The organism is Imperialibacter sp. (genome assembly GCF_040222815.1).
GTDB lineage: Bacteria > Bacteroidota > Bacteroidia > Cytophagales > Cyclobacteriaceae > Imperialibacter.
Genome location: NZ_JAVKCH010000022.1, coordinates 515,198 through 540,122 on the forward strand (window position 1 = coordinate 515,198; position 24,925 = coordinate 540,122).

The 24,925-nt window shown below is 49.1% G+C and carries 23 protein-coding genes; 9 read left to right on the forward strand and 14 right to left on the reverse strand.

The window, feature by feature from the left end; all coding sequences use genetic code 11:
- Positions 1-202 precede the first annotated feature (202 nt).
- The 7 genes from RIF36_RS11980 (at position 203) to RIF36_RS12010 (ending at position 7,490) form a co-directional block, all read left to right on the forward strand.
- Positions 203-1,498, forward strand: coding sequence for an acetylxylan esterase (locus RIF36_RS11980; protein ID WP_350127434.1), 1,296 nt, complete (start codon positions 203-205; stop codon positions 1,496-1,498).
- 349 nt (positions 1,499-1,847) lie between these two features.
- Positions 1,848-2,771: a DMT family transporter gene (locus RIF36_RS11985; protein ID WP_350127431.1), complete on the forward strand. Its 924-nt coding sequence runs from the start codon at positions 1,848-1,850 to the stop codon at positions 2,769-2,771.
- Positions 2,772-2,856: 85 nt separating this feature from the next.
- Positions 2,857-3,297: a GNAT family N-acetyltransferase gene (locus tag RIF36_RS11990; RefSeq protein ID WP_350127428.1), complete on the forward strand. Its 441-nt coding sequence runs from the start codon at positions 2,857-2,859 to the stop codon at positions 3,295-3,297.
- Positions 3,298-3,328: 31 nt separating this feature from the next.
- Positions 3,329-3,853 (forward strand): DUF1572 domain-containing protein, encoded by a 525-nt coding sequence (locus RIF36_RS11995; protein ID WP_350127425.1) that lies wholly within the window; start codon positions 3,329-3,331, stop codon positions 3,851-3,853.
- 134 nt (positions 3,854-3,987) lie between these two features.
- Positions 3,988-4,824: a hypothetical protein gene (locus RIF36_RS12000; RefSeq protein WP_350127422.1), complete on the forward strand. Its 837-nt coding sequence runs from the start codon at positions 3,988-3,990 to the stop codon at positions 4,822-4,824.
- A 271-nt stretch (positions 4,825-5,095) separates the two neighbouring features.
- Positions 5,096-5,641: a gluconate 2-dehydrogenase subunit 3 family protein gene (locus tag RIF36_RS12005; protein WP_350120334.1), complete on the forward strand. Its 546-nt coding sequence runs from the start codon at positions 5,096-5,098 to the stop codon at positions 5,639-5,641.
- Between the two features lie 154 nt (positions 5,642-5,795).
- Positions 5,796-7,490, forward strand: a complete 1,695-nt coding sequence (locus RIF36_RS12010) for a GMC oxidoreductase (protein ID WP_350127419.1) — start codon at positions 5,796-5,798, stop codon at positions 7,488-7,490.
- A gap of 46 nt (positions 7,491-7,536) precedes the next feature.
- On the opposite strand, the gene RIF36_RS12015 is transcribed toward RIF36_RS12010, so the two are convergent.
- Entirely contained in the window at positions 7,537-7,695 is a 159-nt protein-coding gene (locus RIF36_RS12015; protein ID WP_350127416.1) for a hypothetical protein, read from the reverse strand.
- A gap of 90 nt (positions 7,696-7,785) precedes the next feature.
- On the opposite strand from RIF36_RS12015, the gene RIF36_RS12020 reads away from it, so the two are divergent.
- Positions 7,786-8,652, forward strand: coding sequence for a sugar phosphate isomerase/epimerase family protein (locus RIF36_RS12020; protein ID WP_350127413.1), 867 nt, complete (start codon positions 7,786-7,788; stop codon positions 8,650-8,652).
- Between the two features lie 262 nt (positions 8,653-8,914).
- Here RIF36_RS12020 and floA read toward each other — a convergent pair whose 3' ends face one another.
- The 9 genes from floA to RIF36_RS12065 all read right to left on the reverse strand — a co-directional run bounded on the left by floA (position 8,915) and on the right by RIF36_RS12065 (position 19,793).
- Complete coding sequence (gene floA / locus RIF36_RS12025; RefSeq protein ID WP_350127410.1) at positions 8,915-9,859, reverse strand: flotillin-like protein FloA; 945 nt, start codon at positions 9,857-9,859, stop codon at positions 8,915-8,917.
- A gap of 224 nt (positions 9,860-10,083) precedes the next feature.
- Entirely contained in the window at positions 10,084-12,363 is a 2,280-nt protein-coding gene (bglX, locus tag RIF36_RS12030) for a beta-glucosidase BglX (protein WP_350127407.1), read from the reverse strand.
- Between the two features lie 140 nt (positions 12,364-12,503).
- Positions 12,504-13,757 carry a hypothetical protein gene (locus tag RIF36_RS12035; protein WP_350127404.1) on the reverse strand — a complete coding sequence of 418 codons (1,254 nt, stop codon included), beginning with the start codon at positions 13,755-13,757 and terminating at the stop codon, positions 12,504-12,506.
- A 173-nt stretch (positions 13,758-13,930) separates the two neighbouring features.
- The gene (locus tag RIF36_RS12040; RefSeq protein ID WP_350074744.1) at positions 13,931-14,314 is read right to left on the reverse strand and encodes a VOC family protein; all 384 of its coding nucleotides are present in this window, start codon (positions 14,312-14,314) and stop codon (positions 13,931-13,933) included.
- 91 nt (positions 14,315-14,405) lie between these two features.
- A complete protein-coding gene (locus RIF36_RS12045; RefSeq protein WP_350127401.1) occupies positions 14,406-15,314 on the reverse strand; it encodes a hypothetical protein in 909 nt (302 codons plus the stop codon).
- A gap of 185 nt (positions 15,315-15,499) precedes the next feature.
- On the reverse strand, positions 15,500-16,951 hold the full coding sequence (locus RIF36_RS12050) for a sulfatase (RefSeq protein ID WP_350127398.1): 1,452 nt from the start codon (positions 16,949-16,951) through the stop codon (positions 15,500-15,502).
- 466 nt (positions 16,952-17,417) lie between these two features.
- On the reverse strand, positions 17,418-18,164 hold the full coding sequence (locus RIF36_RS12055) for an NYN domain-containing protein (RefSeq protein WP_350085794.1): 747 nt from the start codon (positions 18,162-18,164) through the stop codon (positions 17,418-17,420).
- Positions 18,161-18,889, reverse strand: a complete 729-nt coding sequence (locus RIF36_RS12060; RefSeq protein WP_350127395.1) for a siderophore-interacting protein — start codon at positions 18,887-18,889, stop codon at positions 18,161-18,163. The genes RIF36_RS12055 and RIF36_RS12060 overlap by 4 nt, the downstream gene beginning before the upstream one ends.
- Before the next feature lie 52 nt (positions 18,890-18,941).
- Positions 18,942-19,793 carry an SDR family oxidoreductase gene (locus RIF36_RS12065; RefSeq protein ID WP_350127392.1) on the reverse strand — a complete coding sequence of 284 codons (852 nt, stop codon included), beginning with the start codon at positions 19,791-19,793 and terminating at the stop codon, positions 18,942-18,944.
- A 34-nt stretch (positions 19,794-19,827) separates the two neighbouring features.
- Between RIF36_RS12065 and RIF36_RS12070 the strand changes: the two genes are divergently transcribed.
- Positions 19,828-20,061: a hypothetical protein gene (locus tag RIF36_RS12070; RefSeq protein WP_350127390.1), complete on the forward strand. Its 234-nt coding sequence runs from the start codon at positions 19,828-19,830 to the stop codon at positions 20,059-20,061.
- A gap of 219 nt (positions 20,062-20,280) precedes the next feature.
- Here RIF36_RS12070 and RIF36_RS12075 read toward each other — a convergent pair whose 3' ends face one another.
- From RIF36_RS12075 to RIF36_RS12090, 4 genes are all read right to left on the reverse strand, one after another.
- Entirely contained in the window at positions 20,281-21,807 is a 1,527-nt protein-coding gene (locus tag RIF36_RS12075; RefSeq protein ID WP_350074731.1) for a serine hydrolase, read from the reverse strand.
- A gap of 97 nt (positions 21,808-21,904) precedes the next feature.
- Complete coding sequence (locus RIF36_RS12080) at positions 21,905-22,900, reverse strand: beta galactosidase jelly roll domain-containing protein (protein ID WP_350085782.1); 996 nt, start codon at positions 22,898-22,900, stop codon at positions 21,905-21,907.
- Between the two features lie 205 nt (positions 22,901-23,105).
- Entirely contained in the window at positions 23,106-23,672 is a 567-nt protein-coding gene (locus RIF36_RS12085) for a hypothetical protein (protein ID WP_350074727.1), read from the reverse strand.
- A 544-nt stretch (positions 23,673-24,216) separates the two neighbouring features.
- On the reverse strand, positions 24,217-24,924 hold the full coding sequence (locus tag RIF36_RS12090; RefSeq protein ID WP_350127387.1) for a response regulator transcription factor: 708 nt from the start codon (positions 24,922-24,924) through the stop codon (positions 24,217-24,219).
- Position 24,925: the final 1 nt, after the last annotated feature.

A 24,925-nucleotide genomic window follows, 5' to 3' on the forward strand; every position in this document is an offset into this window, starting at 1 on the left:
ATCCCTAAAGGGGCCTACTAATGGTAATCCATACGCCCTTTAGGGGCGCCCGGCTTAGGGTAAGGGGTGAAAACGAAATTGGGAGACTGAACCTCTTAACTTAATAGCATTAAGGGTGCCTGGGCTGGGGTAGAAAAACAGCTTTGAGAAGAATTTATCTAATTTGTTTTAAATGCGTTTGCCCTGACCTAAAACACATCCTATGTCACTTTTCAAGCAGCTTCGTATTGGCCTTACCGGCCTGATATTTTTGTGGGGCACCGCCGCCATAGCACAGAAGGTTGTCATTACGCCCGATAGAGCTGACGGTGTTTACAAGGTTGGTGAAACCGTTACCTGGAATCTTGGCTGCGCCGAGGATTGTGACTCCGTTCGATACGTGCTGAAAAAGGGAGGCCTGACCGATATCCAGCATGACGATGTCTCCTTTGATAAGGGAACTCCGCAGGTGAGCTATACTTTTGATGCGCCAGGCACCATGCTGCTGGAAGTAAGCTGGGGAAAAGGCGGCTGGGGAAACAAGAGCGTGGGAGGGGCTGTGGCCAATCCGGATCAAATTGCCCTGTCGGCACAAAAGCCAAAGGACTTCGATAGTTTCTGGAAGAAAAAGGTGAAAGAACTTAAAAAGGTGCCTGCAAACCCTGCGCTTGAAAAAGGAGAGAGTGGCATTGAGAATGTCGACTATTGGAAGATTTCGATGGACAACATCAACGGCAGCCATATCCAGGGGCAGCTAGCCAAACCATCGACAGGAGAGAAGTTTCCTGCATTGCTTATTGTGCAGTGGGCGGGTGTGTATCCGCTCGACAAAGGCTGGGCAGTGAACCGGGCGAAGGAGGGTTGGTTAACGTTGAACATAGAAGCCCATGACCTGCCCATCGATGAGCCCAAAGAATTTTACAAAGCGCAGGCCGACGGGCCGCTAAAAAACTACCCAGCCATTGGCAACGACAGCCGTGAAACGAGCTACTTCCTGCGCATGTACCTTTCCTGCTATCGGGCTGCGCAGTACCTCACCGAGCGCCCCGACTGGAACGGAGAAACGCTGGTGGTGATGGGCGACAGTCAGGGAGGGCAGCAAACACTAATGACGGCCGGGTTCCATCCTGCTGTTACCGCTGCCATTGCATTGGTGCCTGCTGGCTTCGATATGCTGGGCCCGGAGGTTGGAAGAAAAGGGGGATGGCCTCAGTGGTATGGCAGCACCGAAGGCAAGGATGCGGCAAAAGTGCACGAAGCCAGCCGCTACTACGATGTGGCCAACTTCGTAACGAATATCAAATGCCCGGTGCTGGTGGGGATCGGGCTGCTTGACGAAACCTGTCCGCCGGAGGGGATTCTGGCTGGCGTCAATCAGCTCACCACACCCAGGCAGGTGATGATCCTGCCCACCTCTGGGCACCAGGATCGCAATGGTTCGCAGGAGCCCTTCAAGAGTGAGCGGGACAAGGTGTGGCTGCCGGTGTTAAGGGATGGCAAGGGAGCGCCTGTGCATTGAGGCTGCGCTCCAATGGCTTGTACTATGTAGCGCCGTTCACCAGGTTTGTAACCTGAGGGCCGGGATGTAACCCGGGGTACTACACTGGATGGAAATCACTTTTTCTTAGCAGCCTTTTGCCCGGGATAAAATCCCGTGGTACTACACTGCACCGCAAAGGCTTTTTGCACCAGCTTGACGAACGAGATGTAATCCCGGGGGTACTTAGCTGCACTTCATGCCTTTTTGTTGTGAGGGCGGCAGTAGCGGATTATCGACTGGCTCTTGAAATTACCTATCTGCATTCTCTCTTTTATTTGCCGATTATTCGTAAATCGCTCTCTTATTTTTTCAGGCTGTAGCCACACTAATGAAAACACAGACCAAAGCATACCTGGCCCTTGCCTTTATCTGCATCGTATGGGGCACTACCTACCTGGCCATGCGGGTGGGTGTGTCACAATTTCCAGCGTTTGCTTTCTCAGCCATCAGGCAAACCATTGCTGGTGGCGGATTACTGCTGTTTGTCTGGTTGTCAGGCAAAGGCGGCACTATCAATGCTGCTTACCTAAAGAAGCACGCATTTATCGGATTGATGATGATCACCATTGGCAACGGTCTGGTGGGCTGGGCCGAAATGTTTATTCCCAGCGGCCTGGCGGCACTTATTTGCGCCATGATGCCGGTGTGCGTGGTGCTGATCAACCTGGCCAGCAAGGCGGAAGAAAAGCCCAATGCACTGATTTATGCCGGCCTGGCATTTGGTGTGGCGGGGCTGATGCTCGTTTTCAGAGAGCATGTCGCCGACCTCGTGAACCCTGACTATCGGATGGGTATTTTGCTGACATTTGCAGCCATCATTGGCTGGTCTTATGGAAGCGTGACTATCAGGCGGTATGGCAAACCTGAAAGCCCCCTGATGAACGCTGGTTTCCAATTGTTTTTCGGCGGAATTGGTATTTGGCTGCTTAGCTTCCTGTTCGACGACTATGCCCGATTTGCCACTGTCGATTGGCAGGGCATGTCAGCCCTTTTGTATGCGACAGTATTTGGGTCGCTTGGTGCTTTTGTCTGTTACCTCTATGTGTTACAACATCTTCCCGTTGGCCTGGCTTCCATCTATGCGTACGTCAATCCACTAGTGGCCGTATTGCTTGGCTGGTGGATATTGGATGAAAAGCTGAATGCCCTTATTGCTTTGGCGTTCGTGATAACAGTTGTTGGCATTTTTATGGTGAACAAAGGCTATAAAGTAAAGGCATACAAAGCGCTTTCAAAACCAGCGGCCACTTAGGGTAGTAGGTCAAATCGTCACTTCGGCTGGAAAAGAATCTCAGGTTGATTAATTTGCTACTTTGAGACAAAGAGAACACACCGATATGGAAATAAGAAAAGCGAAACTGAACGACCTTCAGCATCTCACTCCACTTTTTGATGGCTACCGCCAGTGGTATGGACAGGAGGCTGCCCTTGAAGGAGCGGGGCACTTCCTGGAAGAACGATTACTGAATGGGGAAAGCGTTATTTTCATAGCCTATGTGGAAGGCATATGTGCAGGGTTTACACAGCTTTACCCGTTGTTTAGCTCAGTCACTATGGAGCGCCTATGGCTGCTCAACGATTTGTACGTAGATAAGAAATTCCGGCGCATGGGCATAGGCGAGGGGCTGCTAAAAGCCGCTCAGGTCTTCGCCAAAGAAACGAGGGCCAAAGGACTTACGCTGGAGACGCAGGATAGCAACCTGTCGGCACAGCGGCTGTATGACAGCACCGGGTTTAAGAAAGAAGAGGGGGTTTATCACTATTTTTGGAAGGCTTAGCCTGGCCAATGCCACTTAAACTTTACTCATTATGAGCTACTTAGTTTCCGTAAGAAAGGAATTCCTTCGCTACAAAAGCCTCGGCGACAAAGCCTTGGCCCAGGTGCCCGACGAAGCGCTGCATTGGCAATACAACGAAGAAAGCAATAGCATTGCCACCACAGTGAAGCATATATCAGGCAACATGCTTTCCCGCTGGACGAACTTCTTAACCGAAGACGGAGAAAAGGAGTGGCGGCAGCGTGATCAGGAGTTCGAAGAGGACAAAACCACCAGGGCCGAGGTGCTGGCCAGGTGGGAGGAAGGCTGGGCCTGCCTTTTTGCAGCTCTGGATGCATTGAAGGAGGAAGACCTTAGTCGTACTGTATACATCAGAGCAGAGGCGCATACTGTGATGGAAGCCATCAACAGGCAGTTGGCGCATTATCCTTACCACGTGGGACAAATTGTTTACCTGGCCAGGATGCAGGCAGGCGGTAAATGGACAAGCCTTTCTATTGCCAAAAATAGATCGGAAGAGTTTAATAAGGATAAGTTTGGCAATGCTTCAACTTGAAAAACTACTTGCCAGCTGTTTAGCAGTAACTCGCTCAATCACAATTCGTTCGATAAAAATTTTTACTTTAGGCAACCTGCGGCTATTTTAGAAGTATGGAACGCCTTAAGTTCATCTTAATAACCCCTTGTCTGGTGCTTGCATCCTATTGTGCGTGTGCCCAGCAAACGGGCGTGGTCGACTACCCAACACTCGGCATCAGGTTTACCATTCCTGATGGCTGGAAGGGAGCGGAATCAGGAGAGGTTTTTCTCATGGGGTCGGATACGCAGCCGGGCCTCATCATACTGATGACCCATCAGGAGTCGCAAATTCAAAACCTTAAGACGCAAGCCGAAGCCGGCCTGGTAGATGACGGCATCAGTCTACAGAAATCAGGAGACTTTGAAAAAGTAGGTTCGGAAGGAATAGGAGCGGAGTTTTCCGGCAATATTCAGGGCACTCAGGCCAAGGCCTATATTGCTGCTGTGGTCAATCCTTTTGGTACGGGGGTGACGGTGGTGGCTGCTACTGATGTGCCCAACTATTCTTCTCTTTACAAGCAACTGGCAATGGAAGTTGCGGGAAGCCTGCAATTTTCTCAGCCCAAAGAGCCCCCCGTCACTGAAGAGTGGCGACAAACGCTCCAGGGTGCCAAACTCACTTACCTTGACTCCTATTCAAGCAGCGGCTTCGACTCTTACGGCGGCTACAGCGATCATGAGGAGATTTTGCTATGTGGCACAAGATTCACATTTTATAAAAACAGCAGAATGTCCATCGATACAGGTGGCGCTTACGCTAGTAGTTTGGACAAAAGTAATAACGCTGGTAACTGGACGGTAACTACCAACGCTTCCGGAGTGCCGCTACTGCACCTTCAATACGATAATGGTGATGTGTCGGACTTTGAACTGGAATACAAAGAAACCAAGACCTACCTGAATGGCTATCGCTATTTCCGAACCTACGACCATGGTGAGTGCCGATGACCAGTTTTCTTTCTGTGGAGGCTTGCGCTTGCTTTGAGACCTTTTATCAGCCACTATCTACCTTTCGAATATTTGACGGACAAAAATTCTTCAAAGAGATAATATCTGGGTAGATTAGCTTACTTGATTTATGGTTTTTCAAAAATGCTGTTGCTGTTCCCGGAAGAGTTAGGTCTTTTCCGGGAGCAGACAACTTGCTCGCCTGAGTAGCACTTATGTGCGGTTTTTGAAATTGTATGGTTTATTGTATTTCCCTTTAAGATACCTACTTATGAACAGACGAAGCACCCTCAAGGGTCTGCTTGCTGCTGGCGGTGCTATTGCAGGCCTTTCTCTTGTGGAATGGAAGTGGCACATTGTGGAGGACGCCCTCCACCCCAGGTTCTACACCCGCAAAGAGGAGGAGCTTTTTAGCTCAATTGCCGATACCATCATCCCAGCCGGTGCCCCTCCTTCAGTACCAGGTGGCCCAACCGAGCCCATTGGGGCGCTTTCAACCGGCACCGATAAATTCCTTATGAAGCTTCTCGAAAAGTGCTATGAGAAAGAGGAGCAGGACAAGCTGCGGCTTCAGATGGCAGCGCTCGAAAAGTCAGCTGAAGAGACCTATGGAGAATCGTTCGCTGACTGCACACAGCAGCAACGGGTTGAACTGCTGATGGCAAGGGCTCATTCGGAAGTGGAAGAAGAGAAAGCGTTTTTCGACTTTATGAAAGACCAAACAGTTCGGGGCTTTACCACCACTCAGGTAGTAATGACCAACTACAGGGACTATCAGGTAGCGCCTGGTCACTTCTATGGATGCGCCAGCGTCTGATGACGCAAGCACCAAAAATCAAACAACAAAAGACAAACAATATCCAATAGGGAAATCGCAAACACCAGGGGCGCAGCTGATTGAGATTTAGGGCTTTCGTATTTGGTGCTTATTTGAATTTTGTGATTTGTCTATTGTGATTTAATAAAGAGTTATGCTACAGGATTCTAAAGATAAACGTACCTACGACGCCATAGTGATTGGCTCAGGAGCCAGCGGAGGCTGGGCGGCTAAAGAGCTATGTGAAAAAGGACTAAAGACACTGGTGCTCGAAAGAGGCCGTGACGTAAAACACATCAAAGACTATCCCACAGCTTCCAAAGCCCCCTGGGACTTCGAATTCCGTGACAGTGTACCGATTGAGAAGCGAATCGGCTATGGTAATTCACGTTTCCTCAGAGAATCATCACTGCCATTTGCCCTGAAGGAGGACGAGCAACCTTTTATTCAGGAAAAGCCTTTCCGTTGGTTCAGGGGGTATCATGTCGGTGGTAAGTCGCTGCTATGGGCCCGCCAAACCCAGCGCTGGAGCGACTATGACTATGAAGGGCCGGCCCGGGATGGCTTTGCGGTCGACTGGCCCATTAGGTACAAGGACGTGGAGGAGTGGTATACCTATGTGGAGAAATTTGCAGGTGTTTCCGGCAATAGAGATGGCCTGGCCGTGCTGCCCGATAGTGAGGTGATGCCAGCTTTCGAGCAAAGCTGCATAGAGCAGTACTTTCAGGAAAGCATTAAGAAAAACTATAGCGACAGGGTGATGATCCAGGGACGATGTGCTCATCTCACCGATCCTCAGCAAATTCATATTGATCAGGGTAGGGGCAAGTGCCAAAACCAAACCATGTGCAACAGGGGCTGCATTTATGGAGGCTACTTTAGCAGCAATGCGTCCACTATTCCCTGGGCGATGAAAACCGGCAACATGACCATGAGGCCCAATGCTGTGGTGCACTCAGTTATTTACGACGAAGCTCAGGGCAAGGCCACAGGTGTGCGTGTGATCGACGCTGAATCGAAGGACATTATAGAATTTTACGCCCGTATCATTTTTGTGAATGCTTCCACATTAAACAGCAATGCTATTCTGCTGAACTCTACATCGTCGAGGTTTCCGACGGGGCTGGGCAACGACAACGGGCTGATGGGCACACACATTGCATGGCACAATTACCGGGGCAAGGGCAATGCTGAGTATGAAGGTTTTCAGGACAAGCGTACCGACGGACGGAATCCCGATCACTCTTACATCCCGAGGTTCAGGAACGTGCTCAAACAAGAAACCGACTTCCTTCGTGGTTATGCCATCGGCATTGGTGGTGGCAGAGGCCAGCGTTCCGACACCAGCATGATTGGCGATGAGCTGCGGGACAACCTGCTCGACCGGGAATATGGCAACTGGAACATCAGCAGCTGGATGATGGGTGAGACAGTGCCCGTTGAAAGCAACCACGTACGGCTAAGCCCGGACATGAAAGACAAATATGGCATTCCGCAGCTCATTGTGTCTTGTGAATGGCAGGAAAATGACGAAAAGATGGTTCTGGACTATCTGGAGCAGCAGCAGGAGATGTTTGAGAAAGCTGGATTTATCAACGTGAGGGTGAATGACAGCCATTCACTTCCCGGTTCCGATATTCATGAAGTGGGCGGCGTGCGCATGGGACGTGACCCCAAAACATCGCTGCTGAATGAGTGGAATCAGCTGCATGAATGCAAGAACGTGTTTGTGTCAGACGGCGCCTGCATGACCTCTACAGGAACGCAGAACCCCACACTGACTTTCATGATGCTAACCGCCCGTGCTGCTAACCATGCAGTAGATGAACTGAACAAGCTGAATTTGTAGCAAAGCTGGTAGTGGTGCCCACACCGTGGCTATGCGGCCGAAGACGTTAGAGCAAACGCTGCCCACGGAGGTTTTCAACAGAAAGCGCAGCGGCAGGTGGTGGCACCACAAGGCATAGAATAAGATTCAAAACATTTGTGGTTCTCGTGGTGCCCACACCATACTTGTTTACGCTGGATGAGCCAAGGGATTGAGTAGGTCGCATAAATTCATCAATTGCTGGTACACACTGGCAGGTGGTGGCACCACATCTCAATTAGAAAAAAACTTACAACACACTAAAAACAACCTTGAAATGAAAAAACACCTGATAGCATTCATTATTCTGTTTGTGGCCTGGCAACTGCCGCACCCAACGCAAGCCCAGAAAAAAGGCGACCCATTGTACACAGCTCCGCTCGGCGTGCAGGCTTACACGTTTCGCAAGAGCTTCCCTAAAGGCGTGGAGGCTACGCTGGACACCATTGCTTCGCTTGGGTTTACTGAACTGGAGGGCGGTGCGCCCCAGGGCATGACAGGCGAGCAGTATAGAAAGTTGTGCGAAGCGAGGGGTATTAGCATTCCGGGCACTGGCACTGGGTACGATCAGCTGGTGAAAGACCCACAGGCCGTGGCCGACAATGCCAAGGCGCTGGGCGCCAAGTTTGTGATGTGTGCCTGGATCCCTCACAAAAGGGCTGAATTCAATCTTGAAAATGCCCAAAAGGCTGTCGAGGACTTTAACAAAGCCGGTAAGGTGTTGAAGGAAAATGGGCTTACTTTCTGCTACCATGTGCATGGCTATGAGTTTCAGCCTTACGGCAAAGGAACTTTGATGAACTACATCATTGAGAACACTAATCCTGAGTACGTGTCTTTCGAAATGGACATTATGTGGACGCATTTTGGCGGGGGCGATCCGGTGAAGCTGCTGAAGAAATACGGCGACCGCTGGAAGCTGCTCCACGTGAAGGACCTGAAAAAAGGAACGCCGAAAGACTTGACAGGTGGTACGGGTCAGGAGAATGACGTAACTCTTGGACAAGGAGAACTCGATATTCCGGGAATACTCAAAGAAGCTAACAAAATAGGCATCAAGCATATGTTCATTGAAGATGAGAGTCCCAATCCAATGTTGCAAGTGCCTCAAAGCATTGCTTATCTGAAGAGCTTGAAGTATTAGCTTTTTTTAATAGAAAATTGATTTTAGAAAGAGGTGCGGGTTGCACCTCTTTTTTTGGCCCATCACTGTCTTTTGCAATGCTATTAAGTTAAGAGGTTAGATTGTCTCAATTCTATTTTTACCCCAAACCCTAAAGGGCGTATGGATTACCATTAGCACGACCCTTTAGGGATTAAGGGTGAAATGCTCTTAACTTAATAGCATCAGTGTCTCCTGAAAGGGACACTGATGATTAGATTAATAGAACACCAATACTGACGTTCTATTTCTTAGCTGCCGTGGTCTTCTTTGCAGGGGCGTCTTTCTTAAAGTCAATTCCAGCCACAAGGTTTCCGGTTCTAAATGCTCCTGAAAGGGCTGCCGGAATTTGTGCTTCTGCCAAAATCACCTTTGCACGGGCTTCCTGTATGCGGGCAATCATTTCCTGCTCGTTGGCCACAGCCATGGCCCTGCGCTCTTCAGCCTTGGCCTTGGCAATGCTAAGGTCAGCCGAGGCCTGGTCGATTTGCAGCATAGAACCGATGTTTTGCCCGATATCAATATCGGCAATGTCGATGGAAAGGATTTGGAAGGCTGTGCCAGCGTCAAGACCGTTTTCCAGTACTTGTCTGGATATGCTTTCTGGGTTTTCAAGAATGAACTTATAGCTGGTGGCCATACCAATTCTTGAGATAATTCCCTGGGCCACTCTTGCCTTAATGGTTTCTTCACCAGCCCCACCCACGAGTTGCTGCAGATTGCTTCGCACGGTCACACGGGCCACGGCAATCAGCTGGATACCATCCATTGAAACGGCAGTGATGGCCGGCACTAGCACCATATAGGGCGTTACGGATACCTTTACCGCATCCAGCACGTCTCTGCCGGCCAGGTCGATGGCAGTAGCTTGCTTAAAGTCGAGTTTGAGGTTGGCTTTGTCGGCCATGATAAGCGCTTTTATAACAGCCACCAGATTGCCTTTGGCCAGGTAGTGGGTTTCGAGCATTTCGACTGAAATATCAGGAATGCCTGCCTTGGCTGCCAATATCATCGACTTGACGATAAGCCCCGGCGGCACCTTCCGGAATCTCATGAAAACAAGCGTCATCAGATTAACTCTGACACCCGAAAACTGTGCAGTGATCCACAAGCTTATCGGAAAGATGTATAGAACTAACCAGAGGCCTACAATGATAACACCAATGGTAATGAGTAGTTGAACAGGCATTTGAGTTGATAGATGGGGTTGAGCGGTGGCAACTATTAGCCGACTGCCTTTTTAATAAATGATACCCTGAAAGATAGGCATAATTTATTGGCTAGTCCTTCCAGCTACCTTAAATAGTTTGGCACTTACCAGGTAAAAGAAATGTTGAGTACCAAAAAAGAAGCCGGAATGCCTGTTACTGAACAAGAAGGCATCCCGGCTGGGTAACAGAGAGAGGGAGTTGGCTACTTCATAGTGAACTTTGCAGACAGCCCACCTACCGAGCTTCCGCCTACCATCACCTCGAAGTCGCCAGACTCCACTATCAGGTTCCCTTCATTGTCGTAGAAGCCTAATTCTTCTACCATAAGAGTAAAACTTATACTGCGGCTTTCGCCAGCCTTGAGCATTATTTTCTCGAAACCTTTCAACTCATTTACCGGACGTGTTACACTGGCAGCCACGTCGTGGAGATAGAGTTGCACCACTTCTTCGCCATCCAAAGCGCCAATGTTGGTTACTTTCACACTGGCCGTTACTTTCTCTTTTCCCTCCACAGTCACAGTGAGATCGGCATAGTCAAAGGTGGTGTAGCTCAAACCATGGCCGAATGGGTAAAGCGGATCATTGGCTTCATCGGAATAATGCGACCAGAATACGATGCCATTACCGGCATCATTGGGTCGGCCGGTACTCTTGTGATTATAGTAAATGGGTACCTGCCCCACGCTGCGGGGGAATGACATGGGCAATTTTCCGCTGGGGTTGTAGTCGCCATAAAGCACCTGAGCGATGGCATTGCCGCTTTGGCTGCCCAGGTGCCATGCCTGTACAAGTGAGGGCACTAACTTCGATTCTCTGCTGAGGTCGAGAGGGCGGCCGCTCATGGAAACGAGCACTACGTTCTTATTTGCTTTTACAACCGCTTCCAGTAGCTCGGTTTGTACTCCAGGCAGGGTAATGTCTGTCCGGCTGCGGCCTTCACCTGTTTGAAAGCCATTTTCGCCTAGTACGATAATCACCACGTCGGCAGTTTTGGCTGCCTGCACTGCGGCCGGAAATCCACTTTTGTCTGTCTCGTTGATTTTGACCTCTAGTAGAAAGGTGGCTGGCTCGGTCACCAGGTCTGCGCCTTTGCTGTAGTTGTACTGGTTGCCGGCATATTGCTGCAGGCCTTCCAGCACCGACACAGCGGTGTTGGCATCGGCACCACCTCTCCAGCTACCAATAGGGCTGTCTTTGTCGGTTGCCAGTGCCCCAATCACGGCGATTTTTTGACCAGTCTTTTTCAGGGGCAGCAGGTTGCTTTCATTTTTGAGCATCACGATGGATTTTTTGGCCATGTCGAGCACGCCGGCCACATGGTCGGGGTGGCCCGTCAGGTCTTTTTCTCTTTGCTCATCGCAATACAGGTAAGGATTGTCGAACAGTCCCAATTCAAATTTCACTTTCAATATCCTCCGTGCCGCATCGTTGATCAGTGCCGCATCTACTTTGCCGGCATCAACCAACCCTTTCAATTCTTTAACATACAGGTACGACTCCATGTCCATGTCGGATCCGGCCGTGACAGCCAGCCTGGCCGCTTCCGTGCCGTTGGCGGCATAGCCGTGAACGATCATTTCGCCAATGGAGCCCCAGTCGGAGACAACAAAGCCGTCGAAGCCCCACTTGCCTTTGAGGATGTCTCTCTGAAGCAGGCTGTTGCCGGTAGCCGGAACGCCGTTGAGTACGTTGAAGGCATTCATGAAAGTGCGTGCCCCCGCATCGGAAGCTGCCTTGAACGGCGGTAGCACCATGTTGTAGAGCGTGGAGGTGCCAATGTCAACCGTGTTGTAGTCACGGCCGCTTTCGGAGAAACCATAGCCGGCAAAGTGCTTTACGCACGCCGCTATCGTGAGCGGATCGGCCAGGTCATTACCCTGGAAACCATTGACACGTGCCACCGCTATTTTGCTCCCCAGGTAGGGGTCTTCGCCTGCACCTTCCATCACCCTACCCCAACGGGCATCTCTGCCGACGTCCACCATCGGTGCGAAAGTCCAGTTAATACCAGCCGCCGCTGCCTCTACGGCGCCGATGTGGGCCGCTTTTTCGATGGCCGCTAAGTCCCAGCTCGCAGCCTCAGCCAGTGGTATGGGGCTCATGGTTTTGTAGCCGTGAATCATGTCGAAGCCGATGATGAGTGGAATGCCCAGCCGGGTTTCTTCCACTGCTATCTTTTGCACTTTCCTCACTTCCGCCACGCCACGCACATTCAGCATGGAACCGACTAGACCTTTTCTGAGATTCTCGTATTTCATGGCGGCGTCGCCTTGGGCGGGCACTGGCCCAGTGACGTCCCAAAAGCCATTGTACTGGTTCATTTGCCCTATTTTCTCTTCCAGGGTCATTAGCGCCATCAGGCTATCGACTCGCTGGTCTACTGCGCTGGAAGGTTTTGACGAAGAGGTGGAGGAATTGTCGGGTTGGTTGCAGGCCACCATCGCCGTTGCGACAATGACCATGAGTATTATCGTTCTCATAGGAGTGTGTTTTGGAAACAACTTCAATTCAAGCCCTTCATGGGCCTGTTGGTTGATCCAAGGTACACTTCAGTAGGCTAAACGAGTTGTGCTGATGTCAGCTAAAGAACTGATCTTCATCAGCTATTGGGAGCTGCAATTCACCTCATTTCCTCAATGGGCCTACTGGCTTTTGAATGCGAGATCAGCACAGCATAGTCGACAAAGTCGGTAGTAGATTTTCCTTTTACCGCCTCTCCACTGGAGGGTTCGTCCTTCATCACCACTTCTATCAAATCGGGTTCGCCGTCGGCATAGGGAGTGTTGGTGTTGTTGAGCCTGAAAAGGGTGATGTCCGACACTTTCGTTTTTTTGAGGTTGGCTATCCCCAGGAAGTACTCTTTTTTGTAGTCGCCAATGCCAAAGCCGCCTTCTGTGGTGTGGCTTTTATACTGGTTGTTATCGTCATACACCACATCCCAAAGCACCCGGCTTTTGGTTAGGTACCCGATAACAGCAATAACTTGTTCACGTGGATAAATGCCGTTTTCGATAAGCATAGTGAAAAATGAGGCATTGCCGTCTTCCCGTTCTTTTTCCAGATGAAAGAAACCAAAACGCAGGAATTGCGGCTTGTTTTTGAAGTTGTACAACTCGCTTAGCCCGACATAGTTGTTGTAGATCGTTTCTTCTCTCTTTGATGAAAAGACCTCAAAAGTCACCTTCAGGTTGCTGATCAGGTGGTTGAAAATGAATGGATCATTGATACCCTTGCTGAAATCGTCCGGGGCTGCTTCATAGGCTGCAACGAGCTCCCTCAGGACTGCCTTCGAGTCGCTGTCATAATAGGGAGAGTAGTCGGTGGTGTCGGCCGCCAGCATGTCAGCTACCCGATCCAGAGCGGGGCTTTCGACAGCCTGCCGGTCAATGATTTCCAGCAGGAGTTGGCAGGTGTATTTGTAGGTGACCAGCAAATCGACACCCACCACGGTCAGTTTGTCTTCTGCCGGGAGTTGGTCGTTGAGCTGCTTTAGGGCTTTCCACTTGTTGTAAGTTTCCACCGTTTTGTCCTGCGGCACTCTCACGCCGTAGTGATTGACCAAATCCTTCAGTAAAACGGTGTCGCCCGAGGTCAGGTAGCTGTTGAAATAGTGGGCAATAGCGAAGTCGGTTTCGGGCAGGTAGTAGCTAATGGTGCCGGTATTTGTGAGCGACTGAAGCAGGGCCATTTCAGCGGTTTCTGTCTTTGCGCTTCCATGGTAAGCACCAAAGCCTAGGATTTTGAAGTCGGTTTGTGGGAAATTGACTTCATTGGTCATTAGGTCAAACCGATTTTCCTTCAGGTAGTCTTTTTTTGACTGTGCCGATAGTTGGAGGGAAAAAAGGAGGGCAATAGTTGTGAGCGTTTTGGTCATTCGATCTGTTTTTGTCTAAAGACCAGTGGTTGCTTTTAGCGATGCATTCAGGATGTGAAATAACAGAAAGATTTTACGGCCTATGACTTTCGGCCGTCACGGCGACGAAAAACCAGTTGTCGCCAGGTAACTTCACACCTGGTAATGACTCGGGCAGCATCTTCCCGCCCATCTTACGTCGTAATTTCTACCAAATTGCCATCAGGGTCGGCTACCACACTTTCGTAATACCCATCGCCAGTGGTGCGGGGCTCGCCAATGATTTCGAAGCCGTCGGTTCTCAGTTGTTCAGTGAGTTGATCCACCTTTTCCTTCGACCCTACACTCATGGCCCAGTGTATCAAACCCTTTCGGTAGGCATCTCCGGGGTGTTGCTCCACCTCCGGCCTCGCCATGATCTCGAGCCGGGCACCTGAGTCAAAACTGAGGAAATAAGAAGTGAATTGCTTGGTGGGATTGTGGTATTTTTCTCCGGCCGTCGCACCAAAATAGGTAGCGTAAAAGTCTTTCAGAGCCTCAAGCTTTGTTGTCCACAGGGCGATGTGTTCTATTTTCATTTAGAAAGGTTGCGTACTGAATCGAGACAAAGGAAAGGAAGTTCTGTTGGTTTCGACGAATCTTTCTCTAAAAATCTTCATCTAGCGACTATCAATTGCCTGCGTATTCATGCAATCCAATCATCCTGTGCAGCCTGAGCGAGTGATCGGGTTGGCGTTTCCAATATCTCATGCCAGTGCCCTGTGTATGGCCCGACAGGTTAGGTACACTCCACTCGACATAAAATTGCGATAATTCGATAATGCCCTCTGCCACCTCCAGGTAGTCGTACGACCAAACCTCTATACTGTCGATGGTGACTGGCGGACGGTGGTAGTCGGTGTAGTGCTGATGAAGGCCGGTTCGGCCGGTTTTGGTGGTGTCAGCAAAAGGGTAGTAGGCGGCATCTTCTGAAAACAGGCCAATGATAGTTTCGGTGTCCCGGTCTCTGACGATATTCTCCATCAAGGCATTATAGGCATCCAGTTCAACTGTAGTTCTTACGCTGCTGGGTTCCATGGGTAAGCCTTCTACTACCCACTCCGAGGGGTCGTCCACTGGATGAAAGAACCCAAACGTTTCCGCTTGCAACAACAAGTCACCTTCTGCCGTCTTGCGCCAAACATTCCAGTATTTACCCTGAAAACCACGCTCGTTGGCAAGTTTTTTCGTGAACGTGCCCATTTCAAGCACCGTAGAGTCGAAGTCAAGGAGTTCTGTGGTCACTTTTCGATAGCTAGTCACCTGCTGCTGTGCGAAGAGAGCGGTATAATAGGCTGCAATACTTTTTCTTCCTTTGATTACCGGCTGGTATTCTGCCATAAGCACGGCATCGGCGGCATATCGGTCGATCACGGCATTGATATTCTTGTCTTTGGCGGCCTCCACCAAACGTTCATTCAGCTGACTGACCTGTGTTTTTAGCTCTTTTGGATCTTGATGTGGCACCGATGGCTGCTGCGTGGTACAGGAAAAGCAGAGCGCTGCAAAGAGCGCCAGATAGAAAAATTTACTTGTCATCGCTTAAAAAATGGACGTTGCACAAAAGCTACCGCTCGGGTAATGGCAATAAATATAGCCAAAATTGCCTGCTGATGGAACAGCAGGCAATGAAATTCATGCTACATTACATTATTTTACAATTAGCTTAGGTGCCGACTTATTCTCCCTTGCCGACACTGCCTGATGGATTAATACTTGATCGATCATTGGGAAGGGGCGTCATTTTCAGGTAGCCTATTCAACAATAATCTCTTCAACTCTTCCACCAAAGCTGGATCACTGTCGGCTACATTTTTAGACTCCTTCTCCGGCGAAGTATGGTCATACAACTCCACAAAACCATCTTTGTGCAGTGTGAGCCGATGGGTCTTGGTTCTTAAGGTAGAAGCGCTGTTAAAATAACCCACTGCATCGTGCCCTTCACTCTCCGGGTTTTCGAGCAGGGGTTGCAGGGATACTCCCTGCGCAAATGGAGGAGTGTCAATGCCCGTTAATTCACACAAGGTGGGGAAGATGTCGAGGGTTTCGACTATGGCCTGGGTGGAGGTATTTGTATTTTTCATGCCCGGATAGTGGACGATCAAAGGCGAGCGCAGCGACTCCTCGAACAAGCTGTGCTTGCCCCAAATGGCATGCTCGCCCAGGTGCCAGCCATGGTCGCCCCACAGTACAACGATGGTGTTTTTGTCGGCACCAGTGCGTTTCAGTTCATCCATTATTTTGCCCACTTGCGCATCGGCATAACTCACGCAGGCCGCATAGTGCCGACGCACTTCCTCCGCAAAGGCAGCGTCCTCATTGGGGTTTTTCCCCCACAGGTTGTACTGATTGAATTCACCGGAAGCATGCCAGGTGGTTTGTCCTTCTGGTTTTTCAGGGTGGACAATGGGTGGTAAAGCAACGCCTTCGTACTGATCGTAATAGGCCTTTGGGGCACCAAAGGGCAGGTGGGGCTTGATGATGCCCACGGCCAGAAAGAAGGGCTTTTGGTTATCGGCCGAAAGTGCCCTCAGTTGCTTCAATGCCTCATTGGCAATGGCGGCGTCCGGATAGCTGGCATCGTCCCCTTCTGCCGACTGAAAAACATCCATGTCGCCCGACTTCACTCGGATTTCTCCGTGGGCGAGGCCATGCATGGCCCCACGGGGGTGCTCCCATTCCGCCACGGGCATCAGGTGCTGGTCCCAGGCCCGGGGCATTTCAATGACGGTGGAATCGTTCCAGTCGTTGCCGCCCCTGCCACCCGGGTGGTGGGATACTTTCCCCACCGACACGGTGGTGTAGCCGTGGGTTTTGAACCATTCAGGCATACTGGGATCCACTGCCTCGTTGGCTTGTTTGATTTTTTCGGCCCGAAGGAAAAGTGCATTGTTGCCGGCTGGGCCATATTTTCCAGTGAGCAAAGTATAGCGGGAGGGGCCACAGCTAGGGGCATTCACATAATGTCTTTGAAACGATACGCCCGACCTGGCCAGCTCGTCGATATGGGGCGAGCTAATATAGGAGGCACCGAAGCTTTTTAGCTCCGGCCGCAGGTCGTCGACGCAGATGAGAAGGACATTGAGTGGGTTCTGGTGAGATGGTTGATTGCACCCCGATAGCGCTATGCCACACAAGACAACCCAGGCAAAAGAGGTGAGGATTTTACGATTCATAATGGTTGCTACAATGTTCTACGTCTTTTTCGAAGCTATACGCCAGGTAGTATCTCCTGAAAAACAGAAAAGACTTTAAAGGAAGAAAAAATGGCCCGATACACGGATAGAAAGATAGCAGTTTCGGCAGACAAGTGCAGCAAAAACTTCAGCGATGGGCGTTGAAGCTTCATCGGGAGTTCATTGAGGCTGCAATGGAGAGCGGAAGAGAAACTGTATTTGAACCGTTTCTTTGAGGTTTTTCGACGGAGTTGCAGGGGTTCGTGTTTTGGGGCAATGGGTTCGTTTAACAATTGAATTCGGCTTTTGAGCATATACCGCCCATTACTATTTTTAATGCGAGCCTCAAAACAGCCCATTAAACTCTTTCAAAATAGCCTATCTGTTGGCAGCGTATGCTCCTTGCTTGTGAGAGTACCCAGGTAACTACAATTCTGCTTGCTGTGTTTCACCTAAGAGGCGCTCGTTACTTGTTTTTCAAATAGATATGCCTAATGTTTTTCTCGCCTGATTCTCTTGCTTCGATGATGAAGGCGTTGGTGCTTTTGATAAGGGGAGATAGCTTTGAAAACCCATAATTTCTGGGATCAAAATCTGTTTTCTTTTTGATTAAGTAACTTCCCAGTGACCCCAGGAAGGCCCAGCCATCATCGTCAGAAATCTCGTCAACACTTTCTTTGATCAGCTTTATCAACTCTTTATCAATGTTGCTTACAGAAGAGGGTTTAGCTTTTGGTTGAGTCTTTTGATTGGGCTTTTCATGTGATTCGGCTTCCTGCTCTTTTCTCAATATCTCTATGTAAATGAATTTGTCGCAAGCCGTGATGAATGGCCGGGGCGTTTTCTTCTCACCAATGCCGATCACGAACATGCCGGCTTCCCGCAAACGTGTGGCGAGCCTAGTGAAGTCGCTGTCGCTGGACACGATGCAAAACCCATTGACTTTTTGAGAGTAAAGCAAATCCATGGCATCGATGATCAGGGCACTATCACTCGAATTTTTGCCCTGGGTATAGCTGTACTGCTGGATGGGAGTGATGGCATTCTCCAGCAAGACATTTTTCCAACCCGATACCGTGGGTTTTGTCCAGTCGGCATAGATACGCTTGATAGTGGGGTTGCCGTATTTGGCAATTTCGTCGAGCATCTCTTTGATATGCGCATAGGGCACATTGTCTGCGTCAATGAGTACTGCCAGCTTGTCGTCCTTCATTCTAGTCCTTTTTTTGTCGGGTTCCAAAACGGCTTGGTTTTCACCTGTTTGGCGCTCCAATCTAGCTCTTTTCTAAAATATTGATTGAGTGCAACACATACCCGGCTATCTCCAGCCAGATAAACCATCGTTCTACCCTTCATTTCAGGGACAAGTTTTTTGACCTTCTCCACAATTTCAGGGACGGGATTTGGAGGCATCTCATAAAAAGTAAAAGGCGTGGCACCATCCACATCTGGAAAAAGCTCGTTTACGGCCTGACTATATACAATGCCTGCTACTTGCTGTTGTTTTGTGAGACTTCTATTGATCATGTACAGATGAGACAATGCCGATAAATCGCCAATCATCAAATAACTATCTGCCGATTCATCCACCAGGAAGTTGCCTTTTTTCCACTTGAAGTAAACTTTGTCACCTGATTTACACTGTGCTGCCCATGCGGTTCCAATGCCGGTGCTATGGGTGGCTATGGCAACATCCAGGTATCCTTTAGGTTTGTTGATATCCCAAACACTGTAACTTCGTACCTTGTCCTTGATAGCGATGTCTTCATTATCGATACCAATTCCCAAACGTAAAAAGTAACCCGGGGTAAAATTGGCTTTAGCTATACTTTCACTTTTTAAACGAATCTTATAGACAGCTGATGAAAGCTTCGTTTTCTCCTCTATGGTTGCCTCTTGAAGCACCACCTTTTTTAACAAATTTTCAATAATACCCATGTGGTAGTTTTCGGATTTCCGTTGTCGTTCGTTTTACCGCCTTCCCCGGGTTTCAGTCTTCATTCTTAAAAGCCGCAATCATCGCCAGTGGTGTCATATGGGGTCGGCCAGTAGCCTTTTCAAAATCGGAGGGTACCGCATTTGCACCATTTTTAATCCCTTCGTAGATCCCGGCGATGATGGTTCCGATAAACTCTCCTAGTTCTGCTTTTCTTTCCCTGGCATAGTCGTCAACTGATACAGCATTGTATTTGAGGTCGGTTCCATATACTTGATTGATCAAATTTACCAACTCCGTTTGGGTAATCGGCTCGCCTACCAAATTATACGTCTTTCCATTATGCTGTTCACCTGTTATCATTTGAGCGTAAGCATAAGCCAGCTCTTCTCTGCTTGTGTAGGCACAACTCCCATCACTTGCGCAATTTCTGATCTCTCCCGCTTCGAAGTAATGGTCTAAATACTCCAGATCCGGCTCAATGTAGATGCCGTTGCGGCCAATTGCCCATTGAAGTCCGGATTCCCGAACATCAGCCTCGGTTTGGCGATTGCTTTGAACAACAGGACTAAAGGCCGTTTTAGTCTCATCTCCAACAATGCTGGTGTAAACGATCTTTTTGACACCATTGGCTTTCGCTGCTTCAATGACATTTCGATGTTGCTGAATTCTTTTTTGAGGATCGTCCATGCCAGAAAGTAGAAGAACCGCATCCATGCCTTGCAACGCCTCATCAAATTGCTGGCGACTGTTGTAATCTCCTTTTCGGATGTCAACCCCAAGGTGTTTGGCCTTCTCAGGAGTTCGTGCGATGCCAACTACATTTTTTCCCCCAATTTCTTTTATCAGTTGTTTCACGATGGCTGACCCCAATTGGCCGCTGGCCGATGTTACTGCTATTTTCATTTTATTTTTTTTCATTTTATAAATTAGCTAAGCTTTGCTTGCGCTTCTTTCTTTTCGAAATGCAATCAATTTTTCTTTTATTGCTGGTATTCTGATAACAAAGCCAACGCCAGCAATTACTGCATATATCATCCAGGTTATATCTAAAAACGGTGGATTAGGCACATTTCAATCCCCACTGCTGACACCACCGAAACTTTTTGCCATTCCAACAGATGATACGCCGGCCAATTTTGTCTTAACCGCCATGGTCGCACCTCAAGTCTAGGTAAGTTCTTCCGCTTCACCGATTCCGATCCTGATGAGCCTATTAGCGTAATTATATCAGGCGTCCGCCCTTCGAAAGTCACCCATGTTCCTTTTCGCTAAGGCATGCCGGGCACCGATCAGTCCATAATTTTTACAGGAAGCGTCATCATATAGCATTAGGCATATTCCTAAATTGCTCAGGGCTAATCCTCACCAAGCCTAAAATACACGCATTCCCTTATTCCTTCCTCACTAAATCCACCTCATCAAAGAAAATGTCTCCATTGGGTACGTCGAAGCGTAGGCCGGTTACCTTCATGTTGTTGTCGATCTTGAATTGTAGTGTGCCGAAGTCAAACCAGGCTTGTGGCTCCCGCCATTTGATCTCCCAGGTGTCGTAGTGCCAGTGCACCAGGTCGGCAGTTAAACCCGGGTTGTCCTCCACATAAAACCAGAGTTTATCGCCCTGTTTTACCACTACCACATTGCCATGCATGCCCGCCCAGTAGGTGCCTGCATATTTTTCCAGCGACAGGCTGGGTTTTGTGCCGCTCACCAGGGCTTGTCTTCTTTTGGCTACGTCATCAACATGGCTTTTGTTGTTGTCGTTCCCGGCCAGGGCTTCAACGGAGAAGTCCTTTGTTTCTTCTTTGATATATTGGTTGATGATGTAGTAGCTCAGTGGAGAAGCGATGCTTTTCATGCTGTTGGTGAGCACCACCACCCCCAGGTTTTCATCGGGCACCATCATCACGTAAGAGTACATGCCATCGTAGCCCCCACTGTGGGCTACCAATTGTCGGCCATAGTAGTCACTCACGCCGTAACCAAGGCCATAGGCCGAAAAGTGCCTGCCTGGTGTGGCTGCTTTTGCCTGCTCCGACACAACGAAGTTGTTGTGCGGAGTCCACAGCCTGTTTTGTTGCTCTTTGGCTATGATGGTTTGCTGATTCATTTTGCCCCCATTTAAGTTCATAATTACCCATTTGGCCATGTCGTCGGCGCTGGAAATGATGCCACCGGCTGCGCCCATATTGTCCCAGTTCACCCAGGGAATAGGTTCGTTGTTCCCCATGGCATCCGGTTTATGTGGGGAGGCGTAGTTGCCTTTGGCTTCTAAATCATTGGTGGATGTTACAGTGCGATTCATGCCCAGTGGTGTAATGATTTGCTTCCTTACATACTCATCCCATGGTAGACCTGAAACGCTTCTGATGACCTCGCCAGCTGCAATGAACATCAGGTTGGAGTAACCATATCCGTTGCGGAACTCATAAGCCTGCGGTACATATTTTACCTTTTTGACCACATCTTCGGCTGAAAGGTTCGACTTGTACCACATCAGGTCACCGCTGAATGTGCCGAGGCCTAGCCTGTGGCAAAGCAGATCTTCTACTGTAGCATGCCGGGTGGTGTAGTCGTCGTACAATTCAAAGTAGGGGAGGTGGTCAATCACTTTATCATCCCAATTGAGCTTGCCTTCGGCAACCAGTTGCCCGATGGCCGTTGCCACAAATGCTTTGGTATTGGAGGCAATGGCGAAAAGTGTTTCGTTATCTACCGCTTCGGTACCTCCGGCTTCCTTTACTCCGTAACCTTTCGAAAGCACGACCTTTCCATCCTTAACAATGGCCACGGCAATGCCGGGTACGTTCCATTCTTTTTGTGCTTTGGCGATGTACTTATCAAGGTCAGAAACCTTCGGCTGTGCTTTCGCAACAGAGAATGAGAAAACGAGGAGCAGGAAGAGGTATTTTAATTTCATAGCAACGAGCATTGGTTGTTATGAAATTAAGCAAAAGTTTTAAGACTCGAGGAGGATGGATATGGGGATCGGTGCGATTTAGCTGTTCATGCTTAAGCTATCTCAAAAACTTATCAATGATCTCCGCCGGGAAGATGCCTACCGGGCCTTCATAGATGCCAGCGTTCCCTCCAATGTCAGTGACCTCCACCGAAATGACGTTCTCGCCTTCCCAGTTGATAAACTCTGGTGGGATGGGGTAGTCCCGGTAGGTTTCCCATGAGTGCGATTGCCCCAATGGCCTGCCGTCATTTGTTGCGCCAACCAGCTTTCCATTCAAATACACTTTATCGAAGTCGTCGATTTTGCCAAGCAGCAGCACCAGTGGCTTGCCCTTCAGCTTAGCATCCATTCTGAAGTGCTTGCGGTAGTAGAAGGTGCTTTCCCAGTGTTTTTTGCCTTTGGTGTGCAGGAAGCCAGGTACCATAATCACACCCCACTTTTCATCATTGAAATTAGCAAACTTCCATTGCGACTCGTATCCTTCTGCAAACTTCCATACTCCTTCCAGCATCATGCCCTGATCGAGCGGACTCCACGACGCAAAAAGGCCAATGTCGCCACCCACGATGCCGCCACTATGGATGGTGTCAAATATCCGTACCGAAATGACGTTGTCTCCTTTGAGGTTTAAAAACTCTGATGGAATGCAATACCACCGTTTGGCATTATAGGCTGTGCTGAAATGAGGGGGAAAGCTCCCGAAAAAGCCGACAAGATGGCCATTGATATATACCTGATCTACATCGTCGATATAACCTAGGTTGAGGTAAATATTGTTGAACTTGGCTACTTCGGTACCATCGAATTTCTTTCTATACCAGGCGTAGCCATCATAGCCGTTAAAGCCTTCCGACTCCCATTCTGACGGCGCATAGATAGTTTCCCATTGACTGTCATCGTACCTGGACTTGGCCCAGTCCATATTGTCGCCAATATGGAACTTCCAGCTACCTCTCAGCGACACCACTTTTTGCATGTTTCTTCCTTGTGAAAAAACTGAAGCAGAAAATAGCAGAAGGCAAATAGTAGAAATGTATCTAGCGCTATGCATCAGGTGATCTGTTTACGGTTCACGAACATACCAGATGTTCATTTTTCTCACCCAGGACGAGCAATATCTATGCGTTTTTCTTTTTTTCAAAGAAATTAACCCTGGCTTTCAATTGATTGTTGTAAAACTTTGTCATTTAAAAAATCCCGCTTGAGACTAGCGGGACTTTCTCCAAACAACTATTAAACTAAATTTTTAGAAATTGTTACATCGACACCCTCTTGGAGCTGTTGCTGGACGACACTTCGAAAGTGAAGCCCTTGGAGCCAATACCAGAAAGGTCGAACACCTTGCTGAAGCCATCTTTGAAGGTGATACTTTCGCTATGCACCAACTCTCCGGTTTGATCAAATATGCCGATGGTGGCTCCGTGGCTTTTAGGGTCTTTATACACTAGCTGGTATTTGCTATTGCCAAGTTGGTTAACACCCATCTCTTCAAGTTCCTGAACCCGGGCCAAAAGAGTAAATTCACCATCTTTATCCGACACCACGACCTGGTAAGTGCCGGGGCCGAGATCCTTCATGTTGTAGGGGCGCTTGAAGCCTGTTTTATTATCGATGCGATCCACTCTTAGTACGTGACCTGCTTCGTCCAGTATTTTTACTTTGACCATGCCGGGAGTGGCGTCAGCGTAAATCAGGTTGTACCTGCCCTCAACTTGTGAAGGAATAAGAGCGGCTTTGGATGACTTGTCACCATTGCCTTCTGCCAATGTGGCTGTGCTCATAGCTGCTACGAGCATTGCGCTTAAAATGATAGTTCTTTTCATGAGTTTCTGAATTTAATTGACTTGTTGTTGAATTAGTTATACATAAATACGGGCAACCTGCGCCGGGTTTGTCACGGCCCAGTCAAGGGGTGTCACGAAATGTCATAAAGTTGTTGAGAGATGTAAAAAGGGGGGCGAGAAGAGTTTGAAGACCGAAGTCGGGAGACCGGAGATTGCTAGCGGGCGTCGGTACGGCCAGCGGGCTTACTGCGGTGGGGCCGTCAGCCGCCGGAAGGTTTAACCGTTGGATGTTATGCAATCTGGTGTCTGACGGCTCTTTCATTGGGGTCAGTGGCCGTACCGACACCTACGGTCAAGCCCTAAGCCGGGCACCCCTGAGCCGGGCACCCCTGAAAGGGCCCGGACGGAGTGATATACCTAAAGGATGGCGGTGAAGCCCCCATTCTGATGATCGATGATTCTTAGTTTGTTTGATTATAGGCGCATACGACAGGAGCAGCCTCTAGGCCCGATACTACAGCATAGGCCCGACACGCAACAACTTCAAATCTTCAAATCTTCAAATCACCAACTCCTCAACTCCTCAATCAATAATCATCTTATACCCTATGCCGTGCACTGTCAGGATAATCTTAGGTTCATTTGGGTTGTCTTCCACCTTCTGGCGGAGCTTCAGTATAAAATTGTCGACCGTTCGGGTAGTGGGCTGGGCTTCGTAACCCCAAACGTCTTCCAGTAGCTTATAGCGGCTTACAATGTCGTTTTTGTTGACCAAAAGAAACTTCAGGATATCAAACTCTTTGTGCGATAGCTTTACCTGCTCGCTCCCCTCGTGGGCCAGGTAGTGCTTAAAGTCGATAGTTAGCCTGCCAATGGTGGCTTTCTCAATAGTATCTGCGTTTCCTGCCGCCCCCGCTCCTGATTGCCCATCGGTTCTTCTCAATATGGCCTTTATCCTGGCAATGAGCTCCCTCAGACTGAACGGCTTCGTCATATAATCGTCGGCGCCTATCTCAAGCCCTAATACTTTGTCGATTTCCTCTCCTTTGGCCGTGAGGAAGATGATCGGCGTTTTGATGCCAAGCTTCCTTGTCTGTCGGCATACATCAAATCCCGACATTTTGGGCATCATCGCATCAAGCACAATCAGGTCATACGAAGCCTGCTGAATCTTCTGCAAGCCCTTTTCTCCATCTTCTGCCAGCTCCACGCCGTAGCCCTCAAATTCAAGGTTGTCCTTCAGCCCCATGCGCATGTGCAGTTCATCTTCTACTATCAATATCTTGGCCATG

Coding starts and splice junctions, on each gene's coding strand:
- RIF36_RS12080 (WP_350085782.1), bottom strand. CDS start 22,900: ATGCATAGCGCTAGATACATTTCTACTATTTGCCTTCTGCTATTTTCT.
- RIF36_RS12015 (WP_350127416.1), bottom strand. CDS start 7,695: ATGCGACCTACTCAATCCCTTGGCTCATCCAGCGTAAACAAGTATGGT.
- RIF36_RS12050 (WP_350127398.1), bottom strand. CDS start 16,951: ATGAATCGTAAAATCCTCACCTCTTTTGCCTGGGTTGTCTTGTGTGGC.
- RIF36_RS11995 (WP_350127425.1), top strand. CDS start 3,329: ATGAGCTACTTAGTTTCCGTAAGAAAGGAATTCCTTCGCTACAAAAGC.
- RIF36_RS12045 (WP_350127401.1), bottom strand. CDS start 15,314: ATGACAAGTAAATTTTTCTATCTGGCGCTCTTTGCAGCGCTCTGCTTT.
- RIF36_RS11990 (WP_350127428.1), top strand. CDS start 2,857: ATGGAAATAAGAAAAGCGAAACTGAACGACCTTCAGCATCTCACTCCA.
- RIF36_RS12060 (WP_350127395.1), bottom strand. CDS start 18,889: ATGGGTATTATTGAAAATTTGTTAAAAAAGGTGGTGCTTCAAGAGGCA.
- RIF36_RS11980 (WP_350127434.1), top strand. CDS start 203: ATGTCACTTTTCAAGCAGCTTCGTATTGGCCTTACCGGCCTGATATTT.
- floA (WP_350127410.1), bottom strand. CDS start 9,859: ATGCCTGTTCAACTACTCATTACCATTGGTGTTATCATTGTAGGCCTC.
- RIF36_RS12010 (WP_350127419.1), top strand. CDS start 5,796: ATGCTACAGGATTCTAAAGATAAACGTACCTACGACGCCATAGTGATT.
- RIF36_RS12075 (WP_350074731.1), bottom strand. CDS start 21,807: ATGAAATTAAAATACCTCTTCCTGCTCCTCGTTTTCTCATTCTCTGTT.
- RIF36_RS12055 (WP_350085794.1), bottom strand. CDS start 18,164: ATGAAGGACGACAAGCTGGCAGTACTCATTGACGCAGACAATGTGCCC.
- RIF36_RS12090 (WP_350127387.1), bottom strand. CDS start 24,924: ATGGCCAAGATATTGATAGTAGAAGATGAACTGCACATGCGCATGGGG.
- RIF36_RS12065 (WP_350127392.1), bottom strand. CDS start 19,793: ATGAAAATAGCAGTAACATCGGCCAGCGGCCAATTGGGGTCAGCCATC.
- bglX (WP_350127407.1), bottom strand. CDS start 12,363: ATGAGAACGATAATACTCATGGTCATTGTCGCAACGGCGATGGTGGCC.
- RIF36_RS12040 (WP_350074744.1), bottom strand. CDS start 14,314: ATGAAAATAGAACACATCGCCCTGTGGACAACAAAGCTTGAGGCTCTG.
- RIF36_RS11985 (WP_350127431.1), top strand. CDS start 1,848: ATGAAAACACAGACCAAAGCATACCTGGCCCTTGCCTTTATCTGCATC.
- RIF36_RS12085 (WP_350074727.1), bottom strand. CDS start 23,672: ATGAAAAGAACTATCATTTTAAGCGCAATGCTCGTAGCAGCTATGAGC.
- RIF36_RS12035 (WP_350127404.1), bottom strand. CDS start 13,757: ATGACCAAAACGCTCACAACTATTGCCCTCCTTTTTTCCCTCCAACTA.
- RIF36_RS12005 (WP_350120334.1), top strand. CDS start 5,096: ATGAACAGACGAAGCACCCTCAAGGGTCTGCTTGCTGCTGGCGGTGCT.
- RIF36_RS12020 (WP_350127413.1), top strand. CDS start 7,786: ATGAAAAAACACCTGATAGCATTCATTATTCTGTTTGTGGCCTGGCAA.